We start from the raw sequence: 20,537 nt of genomic DNA, 5'->3' as shown, positions 1-20,537 counted from the left end.
CTCGAAGCGTCCAGTGATCCACCGGACGGGATATGTGGCTGCAGCACCAGCCTAATGGGTGCAGCCCTGGGACAGGCGGGCTGCGGTCCGGTGAGGTGCAGCCAGCAAAAAAGCGCCACCGCCCGGCCAGTCGGTGACCAGCCGGGGGGTGGCGCTTCACGCCGGGGATCAGGCCTTCGGGCTTGCCTTGGACTCGACCTTCAGCTTGCCGTCCACGATGTCTTTTTTGATCTGCTCCAGTTCGGACTTCAGCTCTGCCGGAACCTGGGAATCGAGGTCGTGGAAGGGAGCCAACTGGACGCCGTCATTGGCCAGCGTGCCCACGTACGGCGTGTTGTCGAAGTTGCCTTCCTTGTCATCCTTGACCACCGTTTCCACGGCGTCGCCCATCTGCTTCATGACCGAGGACAGCATGATGTCCTTGTAGTCGGGAGCGGTGAGGTATCCGTCGGAGTCCACCCAGATGAGCTTGACGTCCTTGCCGGCGGCCTTGGCATCCTTCAGCGCTGCACCGGAGCCCTTGCCCACGGGGCCGGCAACGGGCATCACGATGTCGGCGCCCTGGTCCAGGAAGTTCTGGGTGACCTGCTTGCCCACGTCCTGCTTTTCGAAGTCTCCGGTAAACGTGCCGTCCTGGGCGTCCTTGTTCCAGCCAAGGAGCTTGACGTCCTTGCCCTTCTGCTCGTTGTAGTACTTGACTCCGTCGGCGTAGCCGTCCATGAAGATGGTCACGGTGGGAATGTTCATACCGCCGAACGTTGCCACCGTGCCGGTCTTGCTGGTGCCTGCCGCAAGGTAGCCGGCAAGGAACGCTGCCTGCGCGGTGTCGTAGATGATCGGCTTGACGTTGGCGATGGGCGGATCGTAGGCGAAGTCCACAATGGCGAAGTGGCTGTCCGGGTTCGCTTCCGCCTGCTTCTTGGTTGCATCGCCCAGCAGGAAGCCCACCGTGACAGTGAGGTCGCAGCCGGCGGTGACCATGGCGCGGAGGTTTGGCTCGAAATCGTTGTTGGTCTTGGATTCAACCTGGTTGACCTTGATGCCCAGGTCGGCCTCTGCCTTCTTCAGGCCCTCGTAGGAGGACTGGTTGAAGGACTGGTCGTCGAATCCGCCGGAGTCGGACACGATGCAGCCGGTGTAGTCGCTCGCCCCTGCCGTCGAGCCGCTTCCGGCCTCCGGGGGCGCACCGCAACCGGCCAGCACGAGCGCTGTGGCGCCCATCGTGGCCAGTCCCGCAACTGAACCGCGCTTGAAACCTGCACGCAGTGAGTTCTTCAATTTTCCTCCAGGATGAAGAGAGTGGCGCTACGGCTCGAATTCAATGAGTGTCCGTTTCTGCACTGAAATTCTGTTGTCACTGAGGGCACGCAGCACTGCGCCGGAGCGCACTGATGGCACCACTTTAGTGGCCTGCGCCACGTCCCAATAGCACGCCGGCAAGGTATCCGGAAGATTGTTTACAAGTCGTTACCAAGGAGTAGGTGCGCCGCTGGCCGGCACACCTACTACTGGACTGGCGACGGCAGGCACGGCCTGAAGCCGGACCAGCATGGCGATGGCTCCGCACCTTGCCCGCAAAGAGCTGCTCCGGGTTGTTGCCTTGGCCTTAACCGCCAAGTTCGACAGGGCTGGCGAGGCTGACTTCCAGCTTGCCGTCGTTGCTGCGGGCCGTTCCGTCGCGTCCTTAGCCCAAGGCAGGCGCGTGGGCAGTGTAGAGCGTCTTCATAATGAATTCCGTCCCGTTTGTTGGATCAAAGTTTGGAATGGTGACCGGCGACGATGGTCAGAGGGCGTTGTGGAGGGCTGCAGTCAGCTGGTCCAGCGTGCCGCGCAGTTGCCCAAGTTCATCTGCGGAAAGGCCGGCAGCATCCGCCAGCCGCTGCGGTATTGCGGCCGCTCTGCCGCTGAGGCCTCGCCCTGCCGCGGTGAGGTGGATGGCAACGCGGCCTTCGTCCTCGCCCGAGCGACGCCGCTCCACCAGGCCCAGGGCTTCGAGCCGCTTGAGCAGGGTGAAAGAGTGCCGGAGTCCAAACCGAGCTCCTCGCCAATCTCCTTCACGCCGCGCGGTTCGGTCTCCCAGAGCACCAGCAGAGCCCGCGGCGGCGCGCCGGAACGGCGCCTAAAGGTCGCGGATAGTGCGCAGGGCCGCTGCAGTTAATACCCGGATCCCCAGGCCAAGAGCCCGTTCATCAACGATGTAGTCCCCGCGGTGCAGGTCGTATTCTTCGCCTCCGGGGGTCTTGGTGCCGAGGCGCATCATGGCTCCCGGGAGCTCCGCGAGGAACCAGGCAAAATCCTCGCCACCCATGGACTGCGGCGTGAGGACCACGGCGTTTTCGCCGATTTCAGCGCGGGCGGAGGCCTCGATGATCGCTGTTTCGTGCTCGGAGTTCACTACCGGCGGGACTCCCCTGGTGTGCTCGAGCTTTACGTCCACGCCGTAAGGGGCCGCCACCTGGTGGACTACTTCGTCCAGGAGTTCCCCGGCCTCGTGCCAGGCATCGCGGTCGAGGCAGCGCATGGTGCCCGCCATGTAGCCGGTACCGGGAATCGCGTTCGGCGCCGATCCGGCGGAGATCTGCCCCCACACCACGGATACCCCGCTGCGCACATCCACGCGGCGCGAGAGGACTGCGGGCACGTTAACTGCGATTTGCGCCAGGGCGAAAACCAGTTCTTCGGTCAGGTGCGGGCGGGAGGTGTGTCCGCCGCGGCCCGAAAGCTCGATCCGGATGGTGTCCGAGGCAGAGGTGATGGCACCGATGCGCGTCCCGATCTTGCCCACTTCGATGCGGGGATCACAGTGGAGTGCAAGGATCCGCGGCACGCCCTCAAGGACGCCCTGCTCGATGCAGGAGTGTGCGCCGCCGGGCATGGTTTCTTCTGCAGGCTGGAAAATGATGCGGATGGTGGCGCCGAGCGGTTCCTCCAGGTGCATCCTGTGCAGCACCAGGGCGATGCCCAGCATGGTGGTGGTGTGGACGTCATGGCCGCAGGCGTGAGTGACGCCGTGGTTTTTCGAGGCAAAGGGCAGGCCCGTCTCCTCGATGATGGGGAGGGCATCGATGTCGCCGCGCAGGGCAGTGGCAACGGGTCCCTCCCCCACGTCCACCGTGAGCCCGGTGCCCTCCAGCCGACGGGGGCTGAGGCCTGCGGCTTCGAGCCGCTCGGCCAGCTTGTCGGTGGTGCGGAACTCCTTGAAGGAAAGCTCCGGATGCGCGTGCAGGTCCCGGCGGAAATCGATCAGTTCCGGCAGGAGGGGCTCGAGCCATGGAGCCACCAGAGCGGTGGGCTCGGCTTCGGTAGTGTAATTGCGCACTGCTTCACTCTAAGCGAGGGTGACGGAATTAGCGGCGATCGCGTTACTTCAGAGGACGTCGGTATCCCCGCTCGCCTTGAGCGCATCCACGGCTGCCTTGACCCGCTGCGAGTTGGCCATGGTGGTCACCAGGAGCGCATCCGGGGTGTCCACGATGACAACGTCCTCGATGCCGATGAGGGCAATAACGCGCTTGGTGTCGCTGACCACCACGCCGCTGGAGTTCTCAGTGAACACACGCGCGCCTTCGCCCAGTACCGTGACATCATCCACTTCCTTCGCACTGTTGAGGCGGCCCACGGAGGCAAAATCCCCAACGTCGTCCCACCGAAAGGAACCAGGCACGACGGCGACGTCCCCGGCTTCGGCGGCAGGCTCGGCCACCGCGTAGTCGATGGCAATCTTCGGCAGTCCGGGCCAGACGCGGGCGGTGACTTCGTCACGGTCCGGAGTGTCCCAGGCGCGCGCGATCTCCTGCAGGCCCAGGAACAGTTCGGGCTGGTTGGCTTCCAGGTGCTTGAGCAGCAGGGAGACAGGGGCGACGAACATGCCGGCGTTCCACACATAGTTGCCGCTGTCCACGTACTGCTGGGCCACTTCCTCGTCCGGCTTTTCCACGAACTCCACCACGTCCTGCGCGCTGGGGGCGCCCTCGATGTGGAGGTCCTGTCCGGAGCGGATGTAGCCGAAGCCGGTGGAGGGATGGGTCGGCTTGATGCCGATGGTCACGATCTTTCCGGCGGCTGCAGTGTGGATTGCCTCGCCGACTGCCTGCTGGAAGAGGCTGTCCGGGCTGATGACCTGGTCTGCGGCAAAGGAACCCATGATGGTGTCGGGATCGCGCTCGTGCAGGATTGCCGCGGCAAGGCCGATAGCGGCGGCGGAATCCTTCGGTTCCGATTCCAGGACCAGGTCTGCGTCGTGGATCTCCGGCAACTGCCGGCACACTGCTTCCCGGTGGGCCTTCCCGGTAACCACCAGCATCCTGCTGCCGGCCAGCGGGTGCAGCCGGTCGTAAGTGGCGCGCAGCAGTGTGCTGCCCGATCCGGTGAGGTCGTGGAGGAACTTGGGAGCTGCGGCGCGTGACAGGGGCCAGAGGCGGGTCCCCACGCCGCCAGCCGGGATCACCGCAATGAAGCGCTCAAGGGGTGATGCGGGGCTTGTCACTTTGTCTGTACTCATCACCGCCTACTTTAGCGGAACAGGCACGGCGCCTTCCGGCGGTCGCTGCCGGGCCGGCTTCGGGCCCGCCAGGGCGTCCTCGTCACACGCATCGGCCGGCAGTGTGTCGTTTGTCTCATATTTGCGGGAAATCCGCGCCACTGCTGGGCACCAAGGAGCTCCTAAATTGAATAAGCTGTTAGCTGAGCCTAGATTTAGGCCTGAGCTACGAGTGCTCTCGCAGCAGGCGTTCCCCCCGCGTGGATCTCATGCCAGCGCCGCTGTGTTGCAGGGAGGTTTATCAGTGCCGACAAAACCAGCTGGCACCTTGTACCGCGGCCGTGAAGGCATGTGGTCCTGGGTAGGACACCGTATTACCGGTGTAGTGATCTTTTTCTTCTTGTTGGTCCATGTCCTGGACACCTCCTTGGTGCGTGTGTCACCCGAGGCCTACACCGCAGTGATCGGCGCCTACAAGAATCCCCTGATGGCCCTGGGCGAGACCGGCCTTGTTGCCGCAATTGTCTTCCACGCCTTCAACGGCCTGCGGATCATCGCGGTCGACTTCTGGAAGAAGGGCGCCAAGTACCAGCGGCAGATGCTGTGGGCCGTCATGGGTCTCTGGCTTGTCACCATGGTCGCCTTTTCCATCCGCCACCTGTCCCTTGCCCTCGGAGGCCACTAAGCCATGACTGCAACGATTGAGAGCCCCCGCAGCGGGCGGATCGCCCCCCAGTACCGCCGGCACGGCGGCAGCAGGGGCAACTTCGAGATGATCGCCTGGCTGTTCATGCGGCTGTCCGGCGTGGTCCTGGTGGTCCTCATCTTCGGGCACCTCTTTGTGAACCTCATGGTGGGTGAAGGCATCCATGCCATTGATTTCGGATTCGTGGCCGGCAAGTGGGCCGATCCGTTCTGGCAGGTCTGGGATCTCACGATGCTGTGGCTGGCCATGCTGCACGGCACCAACGGCGTGCGGACCATCATCAACGATTACGCCGAAAAGGACTCGACCCGACGCTGGCTGAAGACGGTCCTCTACTCGGCCACCGTCGTCATCATCGTCCTGGGCACCCTGGTGATCTTCACCTTCGACCCCTGCCCCGTGGTTAACGGCGTTCCCCTGCCGGGCGGGTTCTGCCCTGCCTAGCCTCAGCACCATCCCGGGCCCGCGGGTATCTCCGCGGGCCCTGTTTTGCGGAGCAGGCAACGCCCGCCCCTTGTTTTTAGCGAATTTTGAGAGAAAGAGCATCTGGTATGCAGGTCCATAAGTACGACGTCGTCATCGTCGGTGCCGGTGGCGCTGGCATGCGCGCCGCGATCGAATCCGGTCAGCGCGCGCGCACAGCAGTACTGACCAAGCTCTACCCCACCCGCTCGCACACAGGTGCTGCACAGGGTGGCATGTGTGCAGCACTTGCCAACGTCGAGGAAGACAACTGGGAGTGGCACACTTTCGACACCGTCAAGGGCGGCGACTACCTGGTGGACCAGGACGCGGCTGAAGTAATGGCGAAGGAAGCCATTGACGCCGTGCTGGACCTCGAAAAGATGGGCCTGCCGTTCAACCGCACGCCGGAAGGCCGCATCGACCAGCGCCGTTTCGGCGGGCACACCCGCGACCACGGCAAGGCTCCGGTCCGCCGTGCCTGCTATGCAGCCGACCGCACCGGCCACATGATCCTGCAGACGCTCTACCAAAACTGCGTCAAGCACAACGTTGAGTTCTACAACGAGTACTACGTCCTTGACCTGCTGACTGTTGAAGAGGAAGCGCTCCGCGAGGACGGCACCCCGTACATGCAGAAGCGCGTGGCCGGCGTCGTCTCCTACGACCTCGCCTCGGGTGAACTGCACGTCTTCCAGGCCAAGTCCGTGGTGTTCGCCTCGGGCGGTGCCGGCAAGGTCTTCAAGACCACTTCCAACGCACACACCCTGACCGGCGACGGCATGGGCATCGCCTTCCGCCGCGGCATCCCCTTGGAGGACATGGAATTCTTCCAGTTCCACCCGACCGGCCTTGCCGGCCTGGGCATCCTCCTCTCCGAGGCCGCCCGCGGTGAGGGCGCCATCCTCCGCAACTCAGAGGGTGAGCGCTTCATGGAGCGCTACGCCCCCACCATCAAGGACCTGGCTCCGCGAGACATCGTGGCCCGCTCCATGGCCAACGAGGTCCGCGAAGGCCGCGGCTGCGGCCCGAACAAGGACTACGTCCTCCTGGACCTGACGCACCTTGAACCGGCCCACATCGACGCCAAGCTGCCGGACATCACCGAGTTCGCCCGCACCTACCTGGGTGTAGAGCCCTACACGGAACCCGTTCCCGTGTTCCCGACGGCGCACTACGCCATGGGGGGCATTCCCACCAACATCAACACGGAGGTCCTGCAGGACAACGACACCGTGGTCCCCGGGCTGTACGCAGCCGGCGAGGTCGCGTGTGTGTCTGTGCACGGCTCCAACCGCCTGGGCACCAACTCGCTGCTGGACATCAACGTGTTCGGCAAGCGTGCCGGTATCGCTGCTGCGGAATATGCCAAGACTGCCCAGTTCGTGGAGCTGCCGGAAAACCCGGTGGCCTACACCACGGAGCTGCTGGACATCGCCCGCAACGGCACCGGCGACGAAAAGGTGGCTGTCATCCGCAAGGAGCTGCAGGACACCATGGACGCCAACATGCAGGTGTTCCGCACGGCCGAAACACTGAACCAGGTCCTGAGTGATATCGCCTCCTTTGAGGAGCGGTACAAGCGGATCAATGTTCAGGACAAGGGCAAGCGCTTCAACCTGGACCTGCTCGAGGCCGTTGAACTCGGCTTCCTGCTGGAGCTGGCCAAGGTGATGACCGTGGCAGCCCTGTACCGCGAGGAATCCCGCGGCGGACACTTCCGCGAGGACTTCCCCGAGCGCAACGATGAGAAATTCATGAAGCACTCCATGGCGTACAAGGACAACGAGGCCCCTGCGGGCGCATCGGCAGAATCCATTGCCGGCATCCGCCTGGACACCAAGCCGGTTGTCTTTACCCGCTACGAGCCGATGGTGAGGAAGTACTAAGGATGAGCACTGAATTCGCTGAGCCAGCCTCCAAGGTTGAGCTGCCTGCCGGCGTCGGGGGTGGTGGCGAAATCCCCACCTTCGATGTTCACATGCGAGTCCGCCGGTACAACCCGGAGGTCTCCGAGGAAGCCACCTGGGATGACTTCCACCTGACCATGTACGGCACGGATCGCGTGCTGGATGCCCTGCACAAGGTCAAGTGGGAGATCGACGGCAGCCTTTCCTTCCGCCGCTCCTGCGCCCACGGCGTGTGCGGCTCGGATGCCATGCGCATCAACGGCCGAAACCGCTTGGCCTGCAAGACACTGCTGAAGGACTTGGACACGTCCAAGCCCATCACCGTCGAGCCCATCAAGGGCCTGCCGGTGGAGAAGGACCTCATCGTGGACATGGAACCGTTCTTCCAGTCGTACCGCGAGGTCATGCCGTTCCTCATTAACAAGGGGCACGAGCCCACGCGGGAACGCCTGCAGTCCGCCGAGGACCGCGAGCGTTTCGACGACACCACCAAGTGCATCCTCTGCGCAGCCTGCACCTCCTCCTGCCCGGTTTTCTGGACCGACGGCCAGTACTTCGGCCCGGCAGCGATCGTCAACGCGCACCGCTTTATCTTCGACTCCCGGGATGATGCTGGCGACATGCGGCTGGAGATCCTCAACGACAAGGAAGGCGTGTGGCGCTGCCGCACTACCTTCAACTGCTCGGAAGCATGCCCCCGCGGCATCCAGGTGACCCAGGCCATCCAGGAAGTCAAGCAGGCAATCCTTTCCCGCAAGATCTGACAAAGGACCAAGCGGACGACGGCGCCGGCCCCCACACGAGGGGGACGGCGCCGTCGTTGTTTCAGCAGTCAGTCATGCATCGGCAACGAACGAAAGGGGACGAAGTGTCCCACTCCGAAAAGGTCAGTTTCGAAGGCTCCACCGGCGAGTTGCTCTCCGGCATCATCGATGTTCCCGAAGGTCCGGCCAAGGGCTGGGGAGTCTTTTCCCATGGCTTCACCCTGGGCAAGGACAGCCCGTCGGCTTCCCGCATGTGCAAGGCATTCGCCGACAGCGGCGTGGGGATGCTCCGCTTCGACAACCTGGGCCTGGGCGGCTCCGCGGGCGAATCGTCGGCGGGGTCGTTCAGCCACAAGGTGGCGGACACCGTCAAGGCCGCGGAGTTCATGCGCAGCGAGGGGAAGCAGATTTCCTTGCTGGTGGGCCATTCGTTCGGCGGCGCGGCGGTCCTCGCTGCTGCCCGGGAGATCCCCGAACTCGACGCCGTCGCTACCGTTGGCGCTCCCTTCTCGCCGAAGCACGTGGCCCATGTCTTCGACGCCGCACTGGACAAGATCCTCAGCGAGGGCAGCGCCGAAGTGGACCTTGGCGGAAAACGCGTGGAGATCCGCAGGCACTTCGTGGAAGACCTGGAGAACGCCGACCTGACCGACTGCATCAGGCAGCTCCATAAGCCGCTCATGGTGCTCCACTCCCCCACAGACAACACGGTGGGGATCGAGAACGCCAGCACCATCTTCCAGACGGCCCGGCATCCGCGAAACTTCGTGTCCCTCGAGGGAAGCGACCACCTGCTGACAGGCAAGGGCCAGGCCGCACGGGCCGCGCGGATCATCGCGGCTTGGGCAGACCAGTACCTCGACGCCGGCCAGTAAGCCGGGCGGGCTGCCTGACCGGGACTGGGCCAGTACCTGGGGCCGGGGCTATCCCGTCATGGCCATGACGGCCGCCAGGCTGGAGGATCCCCGGAGACAGCCGTCCACGCACTCCTGCTGAAGGCAGGAAAAAACACTATGCTGCCTAACGGCCACAACCGCCAAACAGATTCCCTGCCGCTGTACCTTCCCGGCAACGGGGGCCTGCTCGCCGCCGTCGCACTGATGGCCGCAGGATGCGGACAACGGAACGGCCCGGCATGCCCCCGGATTCCCGAACAACTGGAATGTCGCCTGGGAAGGGCTGGTGGCCGCGCCGTAGCGAAACGCGTCAGGTCTGCGGCGTGGCCCTGCGCGCGCCGAGGATTGTCCTGCGCTGGCTCCCGCCGCCTTTGAGGTCCGCTTCCCGGACAGCTGCCCAACCCGCTGACACGAGGTACACCTGGCTGACCAGGTTGAACCAGATGAGCAAACCGATAATGATGGCGAACGACGCCAGGATGGGGTTGCGTGCGGCACCGGCGAGAAGCTCGGTGCTGAACACCTGAAGCACTGTGTTTCCCACCGCCGCGAGGACGGTCCCTTCCAGCAGGGCCGGGCGGGAGAGTTTGAGGCCGGCCGCGAGCCGGAACATGATCAGCGCCGTGATCCAGCTGAGTACCAGCGGAACGGCGATTTTGATCGATGTGGTCAGCGGGCCGGCTATGGCATCGTCCAGCATCAGGAAGTCGGTTACCCAGCCCGCCGCAGTGCCGAAGAGCAGCGAGGCGCCGGCGCTGACCACCAGCGCGACTCCCAGCAGCAGCAGGATTCCGGCGTCGCGCAGCTTGAGCAGGATGGGATTGATCAACAGCGGCGGCAGCTCCATCACGCCGCGCAACCCGTCACGCAGGCCGGCGATCCATCCCAGGGACGTTATGACCGTGACCACGGCGCCAATCAGCGCGGTCCAGCCGAGCCCGTCAGGATTCAGCAGTTCCTGGGGATCAACAAGCCCTTCGCCGCCGTTCACCTTCAGCAGGCCCGGGGCACTCTGGGCAACGCTGCTGATGATCGTCTCCAGCAGCGCAGGCTGACCGCGCAGCACCAAGCCGGCGATGGAGAAGCCTGTGGTGAGGAGGCCGGTGATGGAGAAGAACATGTTGAACCCGATGCCGGCGCTCATCAGCGGGCCGTGCTGCAGCGTGTAGTGCCGGAAAGCGCGCATCGGGCGGAAGGCATTGAGGCGCGCCACAAGCCACTGGACCATGGCCATCAGGCCGGCAAAGAGTCCCTTGCCATCCCGGCGCACCTTGTTCCACTCCATCCGTTTCTGGATGACCGCGAGCTTCAGGTGGGCATGGTCAGTGGGAAGGGGCTGCTGTTCCGCCTGTTGAGGGTGCGTCCGTGGCGGGGTCCGCGGGGCCGGTGCCGCCGTCGTTGTCAGTTTGGGTCCCAAAGTCCAGCTCTTCCCTTAGCTGCCAGATACCGTTGGCATCGTGCTCGTAAAGTCCCATGCTAACCACGGGGAAGGTGGCCCTGTAGTTCTTCAGCACCGTTTCGGCTTCGTCCAGGCTTTCCGGAGCCACGTCATGGGCAACAGTGACGTGCGGGTGGTAGGCAAACGGCAGCTCGCGGTGGAGCGGGCCCTGCTGGAGCTTTTCGTGCAGGTCAACGCAGTCCTCGAAGCCGTCCTCCACGTTGATGAACACCACGGGGGAAACGGGACGGAACGTTCCTGTGCCCGCGATGGTGACTTTGAAGGGTTTTTGCCGGCGGGCCACCTCGCGGACGTGCTCCAGGGTGGCTTCCCAGTCACGGGTGGGGGTGGTGGTCACCAGGGTGATGTGCGCCGGCACTACCTCCGCCAGGGGGTCACCAAAGGACGCCCGCCAACGCTGCAGCTCCGCCGCGATCTCGGTCGGGAAGCCAAGGATGACGCCCACGCTGATGTCCTCGGACCGGGACACGGGGTTGGTTGCCGCAGCACGGCGGTCCGCAGGGGACCTGTGGGAGTTGCCTGTCATCCCCGCCACCTGGTGGGTGGAACGGGAACCTTCCCTCGCCGCGACATTGCTGTGGGACATGGCGCTAGCGGACTCCGGCAAGGCTGAGGGACGGGAGGAAGCCCATTCGGTCATACACCTGGGCCAGCGTGCCCGAGGCGATTTCACGGGCGCGCTCGGCTCCGTGCGCCAGCAGCCTGTCCAGCTCGGCGGGATCTGCCATCAGCTCATTGGTCCTGTCCCGCAACGGCGTCACGAAGTCCACCACCAGCTCCGCAAGGTCCACCTTGAGGTGGCCGTACATTTTGCCCTGGTACTCGGTTTCCAGCTCGGTCACTGACTTGCCGGTCAGGGAAGAGTAGATGGTGAGGAGGTTGGAGACGCCGGGCTTTTCCTCGGGATCGAACCTGATCTCCGTGCCGGCATCCGTCACCGCGGATTTGATGCGCTTGGCCGCGATCTTGGGATCCTCCAGCAGCTGGATGGCCCCGTTGGGCGACTCCCCCGTCTTGGACATCTTGGCGCTCGGGTTCTGGAGGTCGTAGATCTTGGCGCGTTCCTTGACGATGGTCGCCTCCGGAACGGTGAACGTGGCACCGAACCTGGTGTTGAAGCGCTGGGCAAGGTTCCGGGTCAGTTCCAGATGCTGGCGCTGGTCCTCGCCCACCGGCACCAGGTCCGTCTGGTACAGCAGGATGTCCGCGGCCATCAGCGTCGGGTAGGCGAACAGACCCAGGGTGGCGGCGTCGGCGCCGGATTTCTGGGTCTTGTCCTTGAACTGGGTCATCCGCGAAGCCTCGCCGAAGCCGGTAATGCAGTTCAAGGCCCAGGCCAGCTGCGCATGCTCGGGCACGTGGGACTGGACAAAGAAAATGCTCTTGTCCGGGTCGATGCCCGCTGCGATGTACTGCGCGGCCACAATCCGGGTGCGCTTGGCCAGCTCGGTTGGGTCAAAGTCCACGGTGATGGCGTGCAGGTCCGGGATGAAGAAGACGGCGTCATACTCAGCCTGCATATCCACCCAGTTACGGACGGCTCCGATGTAGTTCCCCAGGTGCAGGGAATCAGCGGTTGGCTTGGCGCCGGAGAGGATGCGCTTCTTGGCGGCGGGCGTCGTGGAGCTAGTCATGTGCGGAGGAACCTTCGGGGGCTTAGAGCTGGTAGTCCACTACCAGCGGGGCATGGTCGGAAAAGCGGGTGTCCCATGAGGCTGCACGGTCAACCACTGCGGAGATGGCGGAGGCGGCGAGCCCGGGGGTGGCCAGGTGGTAGTCGATGCGCCAGCCGGTGTCATTGTCGAAGGCTTTGCCGCGCTGGGACCACCACGTGTAGGGGCCGTCCGTCTCGCCGGACAGGTTCCGGTGGACGTCATGCCAGCCGATGTCTTCCCCGAAGAACCGGTCGAAGTACGAGCGTTCCTCCGGCAGGAAGCCTGCCTTCTTCACGTTGCCTTTCCAGTTCCTGATATCCAGGGGTGTGTGGGCCACGTTGAGGTCGCCCACCACCAGCGCGTGGTCGCTGTGCTTGGTCAGCTCCGGCAGCCGGATGCTCATGGCATCGAGGAACCGGAACTTGTCGTCCTGTTTGGGCGTGCCCACCTCACCGGAGTGGACGTAAGCGCTTGCCACTGTCAGCTGAACACGCTTTCCGGCGGCGTCAGTCAAGCGGAAATCAGCTTCCACCCAGCGTCCCGCCGTCGCGAAGTAGTCATCACCGATGCCGCTGCGGGTTGCCATGGGTTCTTGGCGGGAGGCGATTGCGACGCCGGCGCGCCCCTTGGCCTCTGCCTCGGCGTGCAGGATGTGCCAGCCTTCGCCCAGCAGCTGCCGCACGGTGGCATCGGGGGCGCGGACTTCCTGCAGGCAGAGGATGTCCACTTCGCGGGGTTCAAGCCATGCCGCCATGCCGTTTTTGAAGGCAGCCCGGAGGCCGTTGACGTTGACTGATGCGATGCGAAGGTGGTCCTTCTTCAATGCCGAGCTCACCCGCTCCACTCTAGTCGATGATGGTTCCGGTGACCGGCTCTCCGCTGCCTCCGGAGGACTTGATCATGTCCCGGGCATTGGTGGCTGTAATCTCGATGGTTTCGAGTGCCCGGTTGATGGTGTCCTGGTTGGCGGCCGCACCCTTGGCGCGCTCCTCCTCCACCACGCGGACCTGCACCTGGACGATCTTGAAGGAGTGGTCCAGCTTGAGGTCGCGGACCTCGTCGGCCTGGGTGCGCTCGGCAACAACCCGGGTTCCGCCGGGCTCCTCCCTTGCATAGGGCCCGCGGCCGGTGAAAGCGTTCTGGGCTTCGGTCAGCTTGGCGCCGGCCTTCTTGGCGGCCTTCTGGATGCTGAACACCACAAAGCATGCGAGGGCGAGCCAGAACGCGGCGATGATGGCAACCACCCAGCCCACAACGTCGTTCTGATTGGCCGCGAAGATCACGGCTACAACGAAGGCGGTGACCAGGACCATGAGTCCCGGTCCGCTGATGCGGAACATGGAGAACCCGCCCCTGGCGGGATTGGAGGATGACGAGGAGCTGCCGAGGGTTCGCATGAGGCTATTCTCTCAAACCCCGGAGTATGCTTCCGCCGCCTTCCACCCCGGGCGAACAAGTGCCAGTCAGTTGGGAGGCTACTTCAGGAAGAGCTGCCGCAGCCGCACAGTTGTGAAAAGCATGCCGACGGCGGTCATCACCAGGTAGTAACCGATGTGGAGGGGGGTGGCGGCAGTAAACATGCCCACGCTGATCTGGCGGAGCAGTTCCACCCCGTGCCACAGCGGCATGGCCTGGATGAGCCACTGGATGGGCTGCGGATACACGGTCAAGGGGTAGAACGTGGCGCTGAACAGGAACATCGGAAGCATGATGAAGGTGATCCAGTCCATCTGCTGGAACGTCTTCATGAAGCTGGTGATCGCCATGCCCAGGCTGGCGAAGCCGAAGGCTATCAGCACCGAGGCGGGGATCATCAGCAGCGCCCACGGGGTGGTGATGAGTCCCATCATTGCCATGACCGCAGTGAAACCCGTGGCGTACAGCATGCCGCGCAGGAGGGCCAGGAAGATCTCCCCGAGGGCTATGTCCAGCGGGCCAAGGGATGTGTACAGCATGCCCTGGTACAGCTTGGCGAAGTTCATTTTGAAGAAGACGTTCCAGGTTGAGTCGTACACCGCGCCGTTCATTGCCGAGACAGCAAGCAGGGCAGGGGCGATGTAAGCGGCGTAGCTGACCGGGGTGCCGTCCGGTCCCTCCACCGCACCAACGATCGCCCCCATGCCCACCCCCATCGACACCAGGAACAGAACGGGCTCGAAGAATCCGGACAGCATGACCAGCCAGTGGCCGCCCATCGTGGCTTTCATCCCGCGGGAGATTACTGCCCTTGCGTTGCGTGAGTAGAGTGGCCCGAAGGTCCTGTTCCGTGCCTGGTCCGCAGCGCCCTGCCGGGCGGTCAGGCTCACTGCCCCATCCTTGCAGCGAACCGGCGACGGGTCAGATTCCAGCCCAGGACCGCCAGCCCGGCAAGGACGGCAACGTGGACAAGGGTGAGGACAAGGGGCTCCTGGTAGCCGTAGCTGACCACCCTGCCCAGTTCCGTTCCGTGCCAGATTGGCGAGATCCAGCCGATCCACCGGACGGCCAGCGGGAGCGTGTCGAGCGGGAAGAAGGTTCCGGAGAAGAGGAACAGCGGCATCACGACGAGACGCATCACCAGCGCGAACTGGCCCTTGTCCTCGGTGAGCGAAGCGGAGTATGCCATCAGCGGCAGTCCGAAGGACAGCCCGGCCAGGGCGGCCACCAGTATCCCGGCCCACCCCGAGCCAGGCGGTGAGGCCCCAAACAGTGCCACGGCAGCGAAGTAGATTGCCGATTGCACCACCAGCCGGAGCGTGACGGCCATGATGTGTCCGGCGGCGATCTGCTCCGGTGTCAGCGGCGAGGCATGCGGACCGTAATACGTCCTGCGCCACTTGAACCCGGCCATCACCGGAAAGGTGAACTCATTGGCTGCGGTCATCACGGCGGCGGACACCAGGAGCGCCGGCGCTATGAAGGTCAGGTAGCTGACCCCGCCGAAAACCGCCGTCCCCTGGTTGTCCACCAGGGAAGCCAGGCCAACGCCCATGGCAAACAGGTACGCCACCGGCTGCCCCACGCTGTACATCAGGATTGACCAGCCGTAACTCTTCATGACCCGGAGCACCTGCTCGGCGTAGTAGAACGCTCCCCACCGCCGCGCCTTCGCAGCCGCCGCCTCGGGGCTGTGGGCCCGCACCGTCCCCGCGGCAGACCGCTCAGTCAACGAGGCTCCTGCCCGTCAGCCGCAGGAACACGTCCTCCAGCGAGGACCTCCGGACCAGCGACGTCAGCGGCCGCAGGCCGCGGGAGGCCACCTGCTCAAGGGCGGACTCGCCGTCGTCCGCGTAGATCAGCACCCGGTCCGGCAGCACCTCAAGACGTTCACCGATCCCGTCAAGTTCAGCCGCGATGGTGGTGTTCCGCTCGGATCCGAAGCGCAGCTCCAGCACCTCCCGGGTGGAGTGCTCACGGATCAGCCGGGCCGGCGACCCCTCGGCCATGATCCGGCCCTTGTCCACCACGATCAGCCGGTCGCAAAGCTGTTCGGCCTCGTCCATATAGTGCGTCGTCAGGACCAGCGTGACGCCCTGCTCCTTCAGCCGGAAGAGCCGGTCCCACAGGATGTGCCGGGCCTGCGGGTCCAGCCCGGTGGTGGGCTCGTCCAGCAGCAGGATCCGCGGTTCGTTGATCAGCGAGCGGGCAATCGTCAGGCGCCGCTTCATGCCGCCGGACAGGGCGTCGACCTTGGACTTCGCCTTGTCGGTGAGCTGCGCAAACTCCAGCAGCTCGTCCGCCTTCGGCTTCAGGTAGCTCAGCGGCAGGCCGAAGTAGCGGCCGTAGACCAGGAGGTTGTCGCGGACCCGCAGTTCCTCGTCCAGGTTGTCCTGTTGCGGCACGACGCCCAGATGGGCGCGGACCTCCGGCCCGTGGCTGTCCGGATCGAGGCCCATGATCCGGAGGTTTCCCGCCGTGCGGCGGGTGACGCCGCCGATCATCTTCATGGTGGTGGACTTGCCGGCGCCGTTGGGCCCCAGCAGGCCAAAGGACTCGCCGGCCCGAACGCTGAAGGAGATCCCGTCCACCGCGGCAACATCGCCGTAGGTCTTGGTCAGGTTCTCTGCCGTGATGACCGTGCCCGGGGCCTGCCCGCCGGCCTTGTTGGCAGTGGAGGGCAGGATGGCTTCGTTGTGCACCCTCCGCAGACTAGCCCGACTCCACCCCAACCGGAAGTGCGGCAAGGATTAAAGTACGACGGCGGCGGGCACCTTCGCTGGAAGGTGCGCGCCGCCGTCGGGGGGCCCGCTGTGTGCGTGCCTACGCTTTTGCCGCCTGGCGTTCCGCAGCTTCGACCACGTTGGTCATCAGCAGGGCGACGGTCATGGGGCCGACGCCGCCGGGGTTCGGCGAAATCCAGCCGGCCACCTCGGCGGCGGCGGGATCGATGTCCCCGTGGACACGGCTCTTGCCGGTCTCGGGATCCGTCTCACGGGTGACGCCGACGTCCAGCACGGCAGCGCCGGGCTTCACGTCTTCAGCCTTGACGATGTGCTTGGCTCCCGCCGCGCCCACGATGACGTCCGCCTGGCGCAGCAGTTCGGACATGTTGGTGGTACCGGTGTGGGTCAGCGTCACCGTGGCGTTGATTTCACGCCGGGTGAGCAGCAGGCCGATGGAACGGCCGATCGTCACGCCACGGCCCACCACCACTACGTGCTTTCCCGCCAGGCTGTAACCGTTGCGCTCCAGCAGCTCGATGACCCCGCGGGGCGTGCACGGCAGGGGCGTGGTGATCTCGTTGTTGACGTTTAGGACCAGCCGGCCGAGGTTGGTCGGGTGCAGGCCGTCAGCATCCTTGGCGGGATCGATGCGTTCCAGGATGGCGTCGGTGTCCAGGTGCTTGGGCAGCGGCAGCTGCACGATGTAGCCGTGGCAGGCAGGGTCCGCGTTGAGTTCGTCGATGAGGGCCTCCACGTCGGCCTGGGTGGCCTCTGCCGGAAGCTCACGCTGGATCGAGTTCATCCCGATCTGCTCGGACTGTTTGTGCTTCATGGAAACATACAGCTGTGAGGCGGGATCCGCGCCCACAAGGACGGTGGCGATACCGGGCGTAACGCCCTTTGCCTTGAGGGCGGCTACGCGTTCGGTCAGTTCAGCCTTGATGGCAGCGGCAGTCGCCTTGCCGTCAAGGATCTGTGCGGTCTTGGTGTCAGTCATCGGATCACCACTGCTCGTGCTGCGGGTACAGCGGGAAGTCGGCGGCGAGCTTGTCCACGCGTGCCTGCAGGGATTCGACGTCGGCGCTGTTGCCGGCCTTCAGCGCGGTGGCGATGATCTCGGCGACCTCGGTGAACTCGGCGGCGCCGAAGCCGCGGGTGGCCAGGGCCGGGGTGCCAATGCGCAGGCCGGAGGTGACCATCGGCGGGCGGGGATCGAACGGCACTGCGTTGCGGTTGACGGTAATGCCCACCGAGTGCAGGAGGTCCTCGGCCTGCTGGCCGTCCAGCTGCGAGTTGCGCAGGTCAACGAGAACCAGGTGGACGTCGGTGCCGCCGGTCAGGACGGAGACGCCTGCTGCGGCAACATCTGCCTGGTTGAGGCGGTCTGCGATGATCCTGGCGCCTTCCAGGACGCGCTCCTGGCGCTCCTTGAATTCCTCGGTGCCGGCAATCTTGAAGGCCACGGCCTTGGCCGCGATGACGTGCATCAGCGGCCCGCCCTGCTGGCCCGGGAAAACGCTGGAGTTCAGCTTCTTGGCCCACTGTTCCTTCGCCAGGATCACGCCCGAGCGGGGACCTGCCAGGGTCTTGTGCACCGTGGAGGTCACGACGTCGGAGTGCGGCACCGGGCTCGGGTGCAGTCCGGCAGCCACCAGACCGGCGAAGTGCGCCATGTCAGTCCAGAGCAGCGCGCCAACCTCGTCGGCGATGGAGCGGAAGGCCGCAAAGTCCAGGTGGCGCGGGTAGGCGGACCAGCCGGCGATGATGACCTGGGGCTTTTCGGCGATGGCCTGCTCGCGGAGCTTGTCCATGTCGATGCGGAAGTTGCCTTCCTCCACCTGGTAGGCAGCCACGTTGTAGAGCTTGCCGGAGAAGTTCAGCTTCATGCCGTGCGTCAGGTGGCCGCCGTGGGCCAGGGACAGGCCGAGGATCTTGTCGCCAGGGGTGATCATGGCGGACAGCGCGGCAGCGTTGGCCTGGGCACCGGAGTGCGGCTGGACGTTGGCGTACTCGGCGCGGAAAAGGGCCTTGACCCTGTCGATGGCCAGCTGCTCTGCGACGTCAACGTATTCGCAGCCGCCGTAGTAGCGGCGGCCCGGGTAGCCCTCTGCGTACTTGTTTGTGAGGACGGAGCCCTGGGCCTCCATCACGGCGCGGGGGGCGAAGTTTTCCGAAGCGATCATTTCCAGCGTGCCCCGCTGGCGGCCGAGCTCCTGGTCCAGGACTGCGGCGATTTCGGGGTCAAGCTCAGCCAGCGGCTGATTGCTGACGGCGGTGGTTGAGGTGGCTGTAGTAGTCACGAAGAACTCCTGGCTAGGGATACGGGCACTGCTTAGGTCAGGCTACCGGCTTGCGCAACTTCACACCGTCTTGTGACGGGACGTGAAAGAGCGGGCAGGCGCTGCTCTGCTGGCGCAGGTGCAGCCCCAAATCCGGCAAGACATGACCCTCGGCCCAGGCGTACGATCCGTGGTCTTCGTGATTGCCGCTCCCTGGTGGTTAGCCACCCAACGCCAGTTGCGACCTTACCAGCCTACCAAATCCGGGGGCGCCTGCGCGGGTAGGCTTGTACGTGTGAGTAATGAGCAGCTGAACCAAGCGTACGTAGTAACCCTGTCCTGCCCGGACCGCCCGGGAATCGTCCACGCGGTGGCCGGCGCCCTGCTGGTGGCAGGGTGCAACATTACTGATTCACAGCAGTACGGCAGCCCGGCCACAGGCAACTTCTTCATGCGGGTGGAGGTAACTACCGCAGCTTCCCGGCAGGAGTTGCGCGCCGCTTTGGAACCGGTGGCCGAGGCCTTCGGCATGCAGTGGAGCCTCAACGCCGTAGGCCAGAAGGTGCGCACCCTGGTGATGGCCAGCACCTCCGCCCACTGCCTCAACGACCTCCTGTTCCAGCAGCGCAGCGGCACCCTGCCCATTGAAATCCCCGCCATCGTCTCCAACCACCAGGACCTGGCCGGACTTGCCGAGTTCTACGGCATCCCGTTCCACTACATCCCGGTCGCCAAGGAGACCAAGACCCAGGCGGAGGACAAGCTGCGGGCACTAATGGCGGAGCACGACATCGAACTGACTGTCCTGGCCCGTTACATGCAGATCCTCTCCGACGAACTCTGCAGCGAGCTCACCGGCAAGGCGATCAACATCCACCATTCCTTCCTGCCGTCCTTCAAGGGGGCCAGGCCGTACCACCAGGCCCACGCGCGCGGGGTGAAGCTGATCGGCGCCACTGCCCATTACGTAACGGCTGCCCTGGACGAGGGCCCCATCATCGAGCAGGAAGTCATCCGCGTGGACCATGCCCGGACGCCTGAGCAGTTCGTCCAGATGGGCCGCGACGTGGAAGGCCGCACCCTGGTCCAGGCGGTGCAGTGGCACGCGGAGCACCGGGTGCTGCTGGACGGCAACCGGACTGTCGTCTTTAACTAGGCCCGGCTCCCCCATATCTTCCTGGCACCTAACGTTCCGGTATCGCGTTTTCGCGACGCTACTTGCGAGCCAATTGGCTGGGTGGATGTCCTAGGCTTGGCCCATGGCTCCTCTCCACCCTTTTGCCGGCAGCTCCCCGGCCGTCCACGACTCCGTTTTTGTTGCCCCAACGGCGTCGATCATCGGCAACGCCACCCTCGCCCGGGATTCCAGCGCCTTTTACGGCGTCTCGGTCCGGGCCGACACTGCTCCCATCACCGTGGGGGAAGGCAGCAACCTGCAGGACAACGTGGTGCTGCACGCGGACCCGGGCTTCCCTTGCGTGGTGGGCGAACGCGTCAGCGTGGGGCACGCCGCCGTCGTGCATGGCTGCATGGTGGAGGACGACTGCCTGATCGGTATGGGCGCGACCATCCTCAATGGGGCAGTGGTCGGCGCCGGCTCGCTCGTGGCGGCCGGCGCCGTGGTGCTGGAGGGCACGGTGATCCCGCCGCGTTCACTGGTGGCGGGAGTGCCGGGCAAGGTCCGCCGCGAACTCACCGAGGAAGAGTACGACGGCGTCCGGGCCAACGCGGCGCGCTACCGGGAGCTGGCCGCCGCGCACCGGGAGATGCACGCGCGATAGAAC

Annotated in this window: 20 protein-coding genes and 3 pseudogenes; 8 read left to right on the top strand and 15 right to left on the bottom strand. The window is 64.8% G+C overall.

Annotation, left to right across the window (positions count from 1 at the left end; translation table 11 throughout):
• Nucleotides 1-168: 168 nt before the first annotated feature.
• The 5 genes and pseudogenes from FDW81_RS09810 to FDW81_RS09790 form a co-directional block, all read right to left on the bottom strand.
• The gene (locus FDW81_RS09810) at nucleotides 169-1,278 is read right to left on the bottom strand and encodes a BMP family protein (RefSeq protein ID WP_240720135.1); all 1,110 of its coding nucleotides are present in this window, start codon (nucleotides 1,276-1,278) and stop codon (nucleotides 169-171) included.
• A gap of 331 nt (nucleotides 1,279-1,609) precedes the next feature.
• Nucleotides 1,610-1,726 (bottom strand): annotated as a pseudogene (locus FDW81_RS18655) (organic hydroperoxide resistance protein); the annotation flags it as partial.
• Between the two features lie 57 nt (nucleotides 1,727-1,783).
• A pseudogene (locus FDW81_RS09800) lies at nucleotides 1,784-2,091 on the bottom strand (MarR family winged helix-turn-helix transcriptional regulator); the annotation flags it as partial.
• 28 nt (nucleotides 2,092-2,119) lie between these two features.
• Nucleotides 2,120-3,319 carry an amidohydrolase gene (locus FDW81_RS09795; protein WP_138133988.1) on the bottom strand — a complete coding sequence of 400 codons (1,200 nt, stop codon included), beginning with the start codon at nucleotides 3,317-3,319 and terminating at the stop codon, nucleotides 2,120-2,122.
• Nucleotides 3,320-3,367: 48 nt separating this feature from the next.
• The gene (locus FDW81_RS09790) at nucleotides 3,368-4,501 is read right to left on the bottom strand and encodes a mannose-1-phosphate guanylyltransferase (protein WP_138133987.1); all 1,134 of its coding nucleotides are present in this window, start codon (nucleotides 4,499-4,501) and stop codon (nucleotides 3,368-3,370) included.
• Between the two features lie 283 nt (nucleotides 4,502-4,784).
• On the opposite strand from FDW81_RS09790, the gene sdhC reads away from it, so the two are divergent.
• The 6 genes and pseudogenes from sdhC to FDW81_RS18445 all read left to right on the top strand — a co-directional run.
• Entirely contained in the window at nucleotides 4,785-5,165 is a 381-nt protein-coding gene (gene sdhC, locus FDW81_RS09785; RefSeq protein WP_138133986.1) for a succinate dehydrogenase, cytochrome b556 subunit, read from the top strand.
• A 3-nt stretch (nucleotides 5,166-5,168) separates the two neighbouring features.
• Entirely contained in the window at nucleotides 5,169-5,630 is a 462-nt protein-coding gene (locus tag FDW81_RS09780) for a succinate dehydrogenase hydrophobic membrane anchor subunit (protein ID WP_138133985.1), read from the top strand.
• A 107-nt stretch (nucleotides 5,631-5,737) separates the two neighbouring features.
• Nucleotides 5,738-7,537, top strand: coding sequence for a succinate dehydrogenase flavoprotein subunit (gene sdhA / locus FDW81_RS09775; RefSeq protein WP_138133984.1), 1,800 nt, complete (start codon nucleotides 5,738-5,740; stop codon nucleotides 7,535-7,537).
• A gap of 2 nt (nucleotides 7,538-7,539) precedes the next feature.
• The gene (locus FDW81_RS09770; protein WP_138133983.1) at nucleotides 7,540-8,322 is read left to right on the top strand and encodes a succinate dehydrogenase iron-sulfur subunit; all 783 of its coding nucleotides are present in this window, start codon (nucleotides 7,540-7,542) and stop codon (nucleotides 8,320-8,322) included.
• Between the two features lie 104 nt (nucleotides 8,323-8,426).
• Nucleotides 8,427-9,197 carry a S9 family peptidase gene (locus tag FDW81_RS09765; RefSeq protein ID WP_138133982.1) on the top strand — a complete coding sequence of 257 codons (771 nt, stop codon included), beginning with the start codon at nucleotides 8,427-8,429 and terminating at the stop codon, nucleotides 9,195-9,197.
• 10 nt (nucleotides 9,198-9,207) lie between these two features.
• Nucleotides 9,208-9,519 (top strand): annotated as a pseudogene (locus FDW81_RS18445) (hypothetical protein); the annotation flags it as partial.
• A gap of 9 nt (nucleotides 9,520-9,528) precedes the next feature.
• Here the strand turns inward: FDW81_RS18445 and FDW81_RS09755 are convergent.
• From FDW81_RS09755 to glyA, 10 genes are all read right to left on the bottom strand, one after another.
• Nucleotides 9,529-10,503, bottom strand: coding sequence for a YihY/virulence factor BrkB family protein (locus FDW81_RS09755; RefSeq protein ID WP_138133981.1), 975 nt, complete (start codon nucleotides 10,501-10,503; stop codon nucleotides 9,529-9,531).
• Nucleotides 10,504-10,540: 37 nt separating this feature from the next.
• On the bottom strand, nucleotides 10,541-11,203 hold the full coding sequence (locus FDW81_RS09750; RefSeq protein WP_240720143.1) for a 2'-5' RNA ligase family protein: 663 nt from the start codon (nucleotides 11,201-11,203) through the stop codon (nucleotides 10,541-10,543).
• A 64-nt stretch (nucleotides 11,204-11,267) separates the two neighbouring features.
• Nucleotides 11,268-12,311 carry a tryptophan--tRNA ligase gene (trpS, locus tag FDW81_RS09745; RefSeq protein WP_138133980.1) on the bottom strand — a complete coding sequence of 348 codons (1,044 nt, stop codon included), beginning with the start codon at nucleotides 12,309-12,311 and terminating at the stop codon, nucleotides 11,268-11,270.
• A gap of 22 nt (nucleotides 12,312-12,333) precedes the next feature.
• Nucleotides 12,334-13,167 carry an exodeoxyribonuclease III gene (locus FDW81_RS09740; protein WP_138133979.1) on the bottom strand — a complete coding sequence of 278 codons (834 nt, stop codon included), beginning with the start codon at nucleotides 13,165-13,167 and terminating at the stop codon, nucleotides 12,334-12,336.
• Between the two features lie 10 nt (nucleotides 13,168-13,177).
• Complete coding sequence (locus FDW81_RS09735; protein ID WP_138133978.1) at nucleotides 13,178-13,729, bottom strand: hypothetical protein; 552 nt, start codon at nucleotides 13,727-13,729, stop codon at nucleotides 13,178-13,180.
• 78 nt (nucleotides 13,730-13,807) lie between these two features.
• The gene (locus FDW81_RS09730) at nucleotides 13,808-14,638 is read right to left on the bottom strand and encodes an ABC transporter permease (RefSeq protein WP_138133977.1); all 831 of its coding nucleotides are present in this window, start codon (nucleotides 14,636-14,638) and stop codon (nucleotides 13,808-13,810) included.
• On the bottom strand, nucleotides 14,635-15,480 hold the full coding sequence (locus FDW81_RS09725) for an ABC transporter permease (protein WP_138133976.1): 846 nt from the start codon (nucleotides 15,478-15,480) through the stop codon (nucleotides 14,635-14,637). The genes FDW81_RS09730 and FDW81_RS09725 overlap by 4 nt, the downstream gene beginning before the upstream one ends.
• Nucleotides 15,473-16,450: an ABC transporter ATP-binding protein gene (locus FDW81_RS09720; RefSeq protein WP_138133975.1), complete on the bottom strand. Its 978-nt coding sequence runs from the start codon at nucleotides 16,448-16,450 to the stop codon at nucleotides 15,473-15,475. The genes FDW81_RS09725 and FDW81_RS09720 overlap by 8 nt, the downstream gene beginning before the upstream one ends.
• Before the next feature lie 121 nt (nucleotides 16,451-16,571).
• The gene (locus tag FDW81_RS09715; RefSeq protein ID WP_138133974.1) at nucleotides 16,572-17,471 is read right to left on the bottom strand and encodes a bifunctional methylenetetrahydrofolate dehydrogenase/methenyltetrahydrofolate cyclohydrolase; all 900 of its coding nucleotides are present in this window, start codon (nucleotides 17,469-17,471) and stop codon (nucleotides 16,572-16,574) included.
• A 4-nt stretch (nucleotides 17,472-17,475) separates the two neighbouring features.
• Entirely contained in the window at nucleotides 17,476-18,774 is a 1,299-nt protein-coding gene (glyA, locus tag FDW81_RS09710; protein ID WP_138133973.1) for a serine hydroxymethyltransferase, read from the bottom strand.
• Nucleotides 18,775-19,048: 274 nt separating this feature from the next.
• On the opposite strand from glyA, the gene purU reads away from it, so the two are divergent.
• Both purU and FDW81_RS09700 read left to right on the top strand, forming a co-directional pair.
• Nucleotides 19,049-19,909 (top strand): formyltetrahydrofolate deformylase, encoded by an 861-nt coding sequence (purU, locus tag FDW81_RS09705; protein ID WP_138133972.1) that lies wholly within the window; start codon nucleotides 19,049-19,051, stop codon nucleotides 19,907-19,909.
• A 103-nt stretch (nucleotides 19,910-20,012) separates the two neighbouring features.
• The gene (locus tag FDW81_RS09700) at nucleotides 20,013-20,534 is read left to right on the top strand and encodes a gamma carbonic anhydrase family protein (protein WP_138133971.1); all 522 of its coding nucleotides are present in this window, start codon (nucleotides 20,013-20,015) and stop codon (nucleotides 20,532-20,534) included.
• The last annotated feature ends 3 nt before the right edge of the window (nucleotides 20,535-20,537 follow it).

Source organism: Pseudarthrobacter sp. NamB4, from assembly GCF_005796185.1.
In the GTDB taxonomy this organism is placed as follows: domain Bacteria; phylum Actinomycetota; class Actinomycetes; order Actinomycetales; family Micrococcaceae; genus Arthrobacter.
The sequence above is the reverse complement of the archived record's forward strand: the minus strand, read 5'-3'. Positions and strand labels throughout refer to the sequence as shown.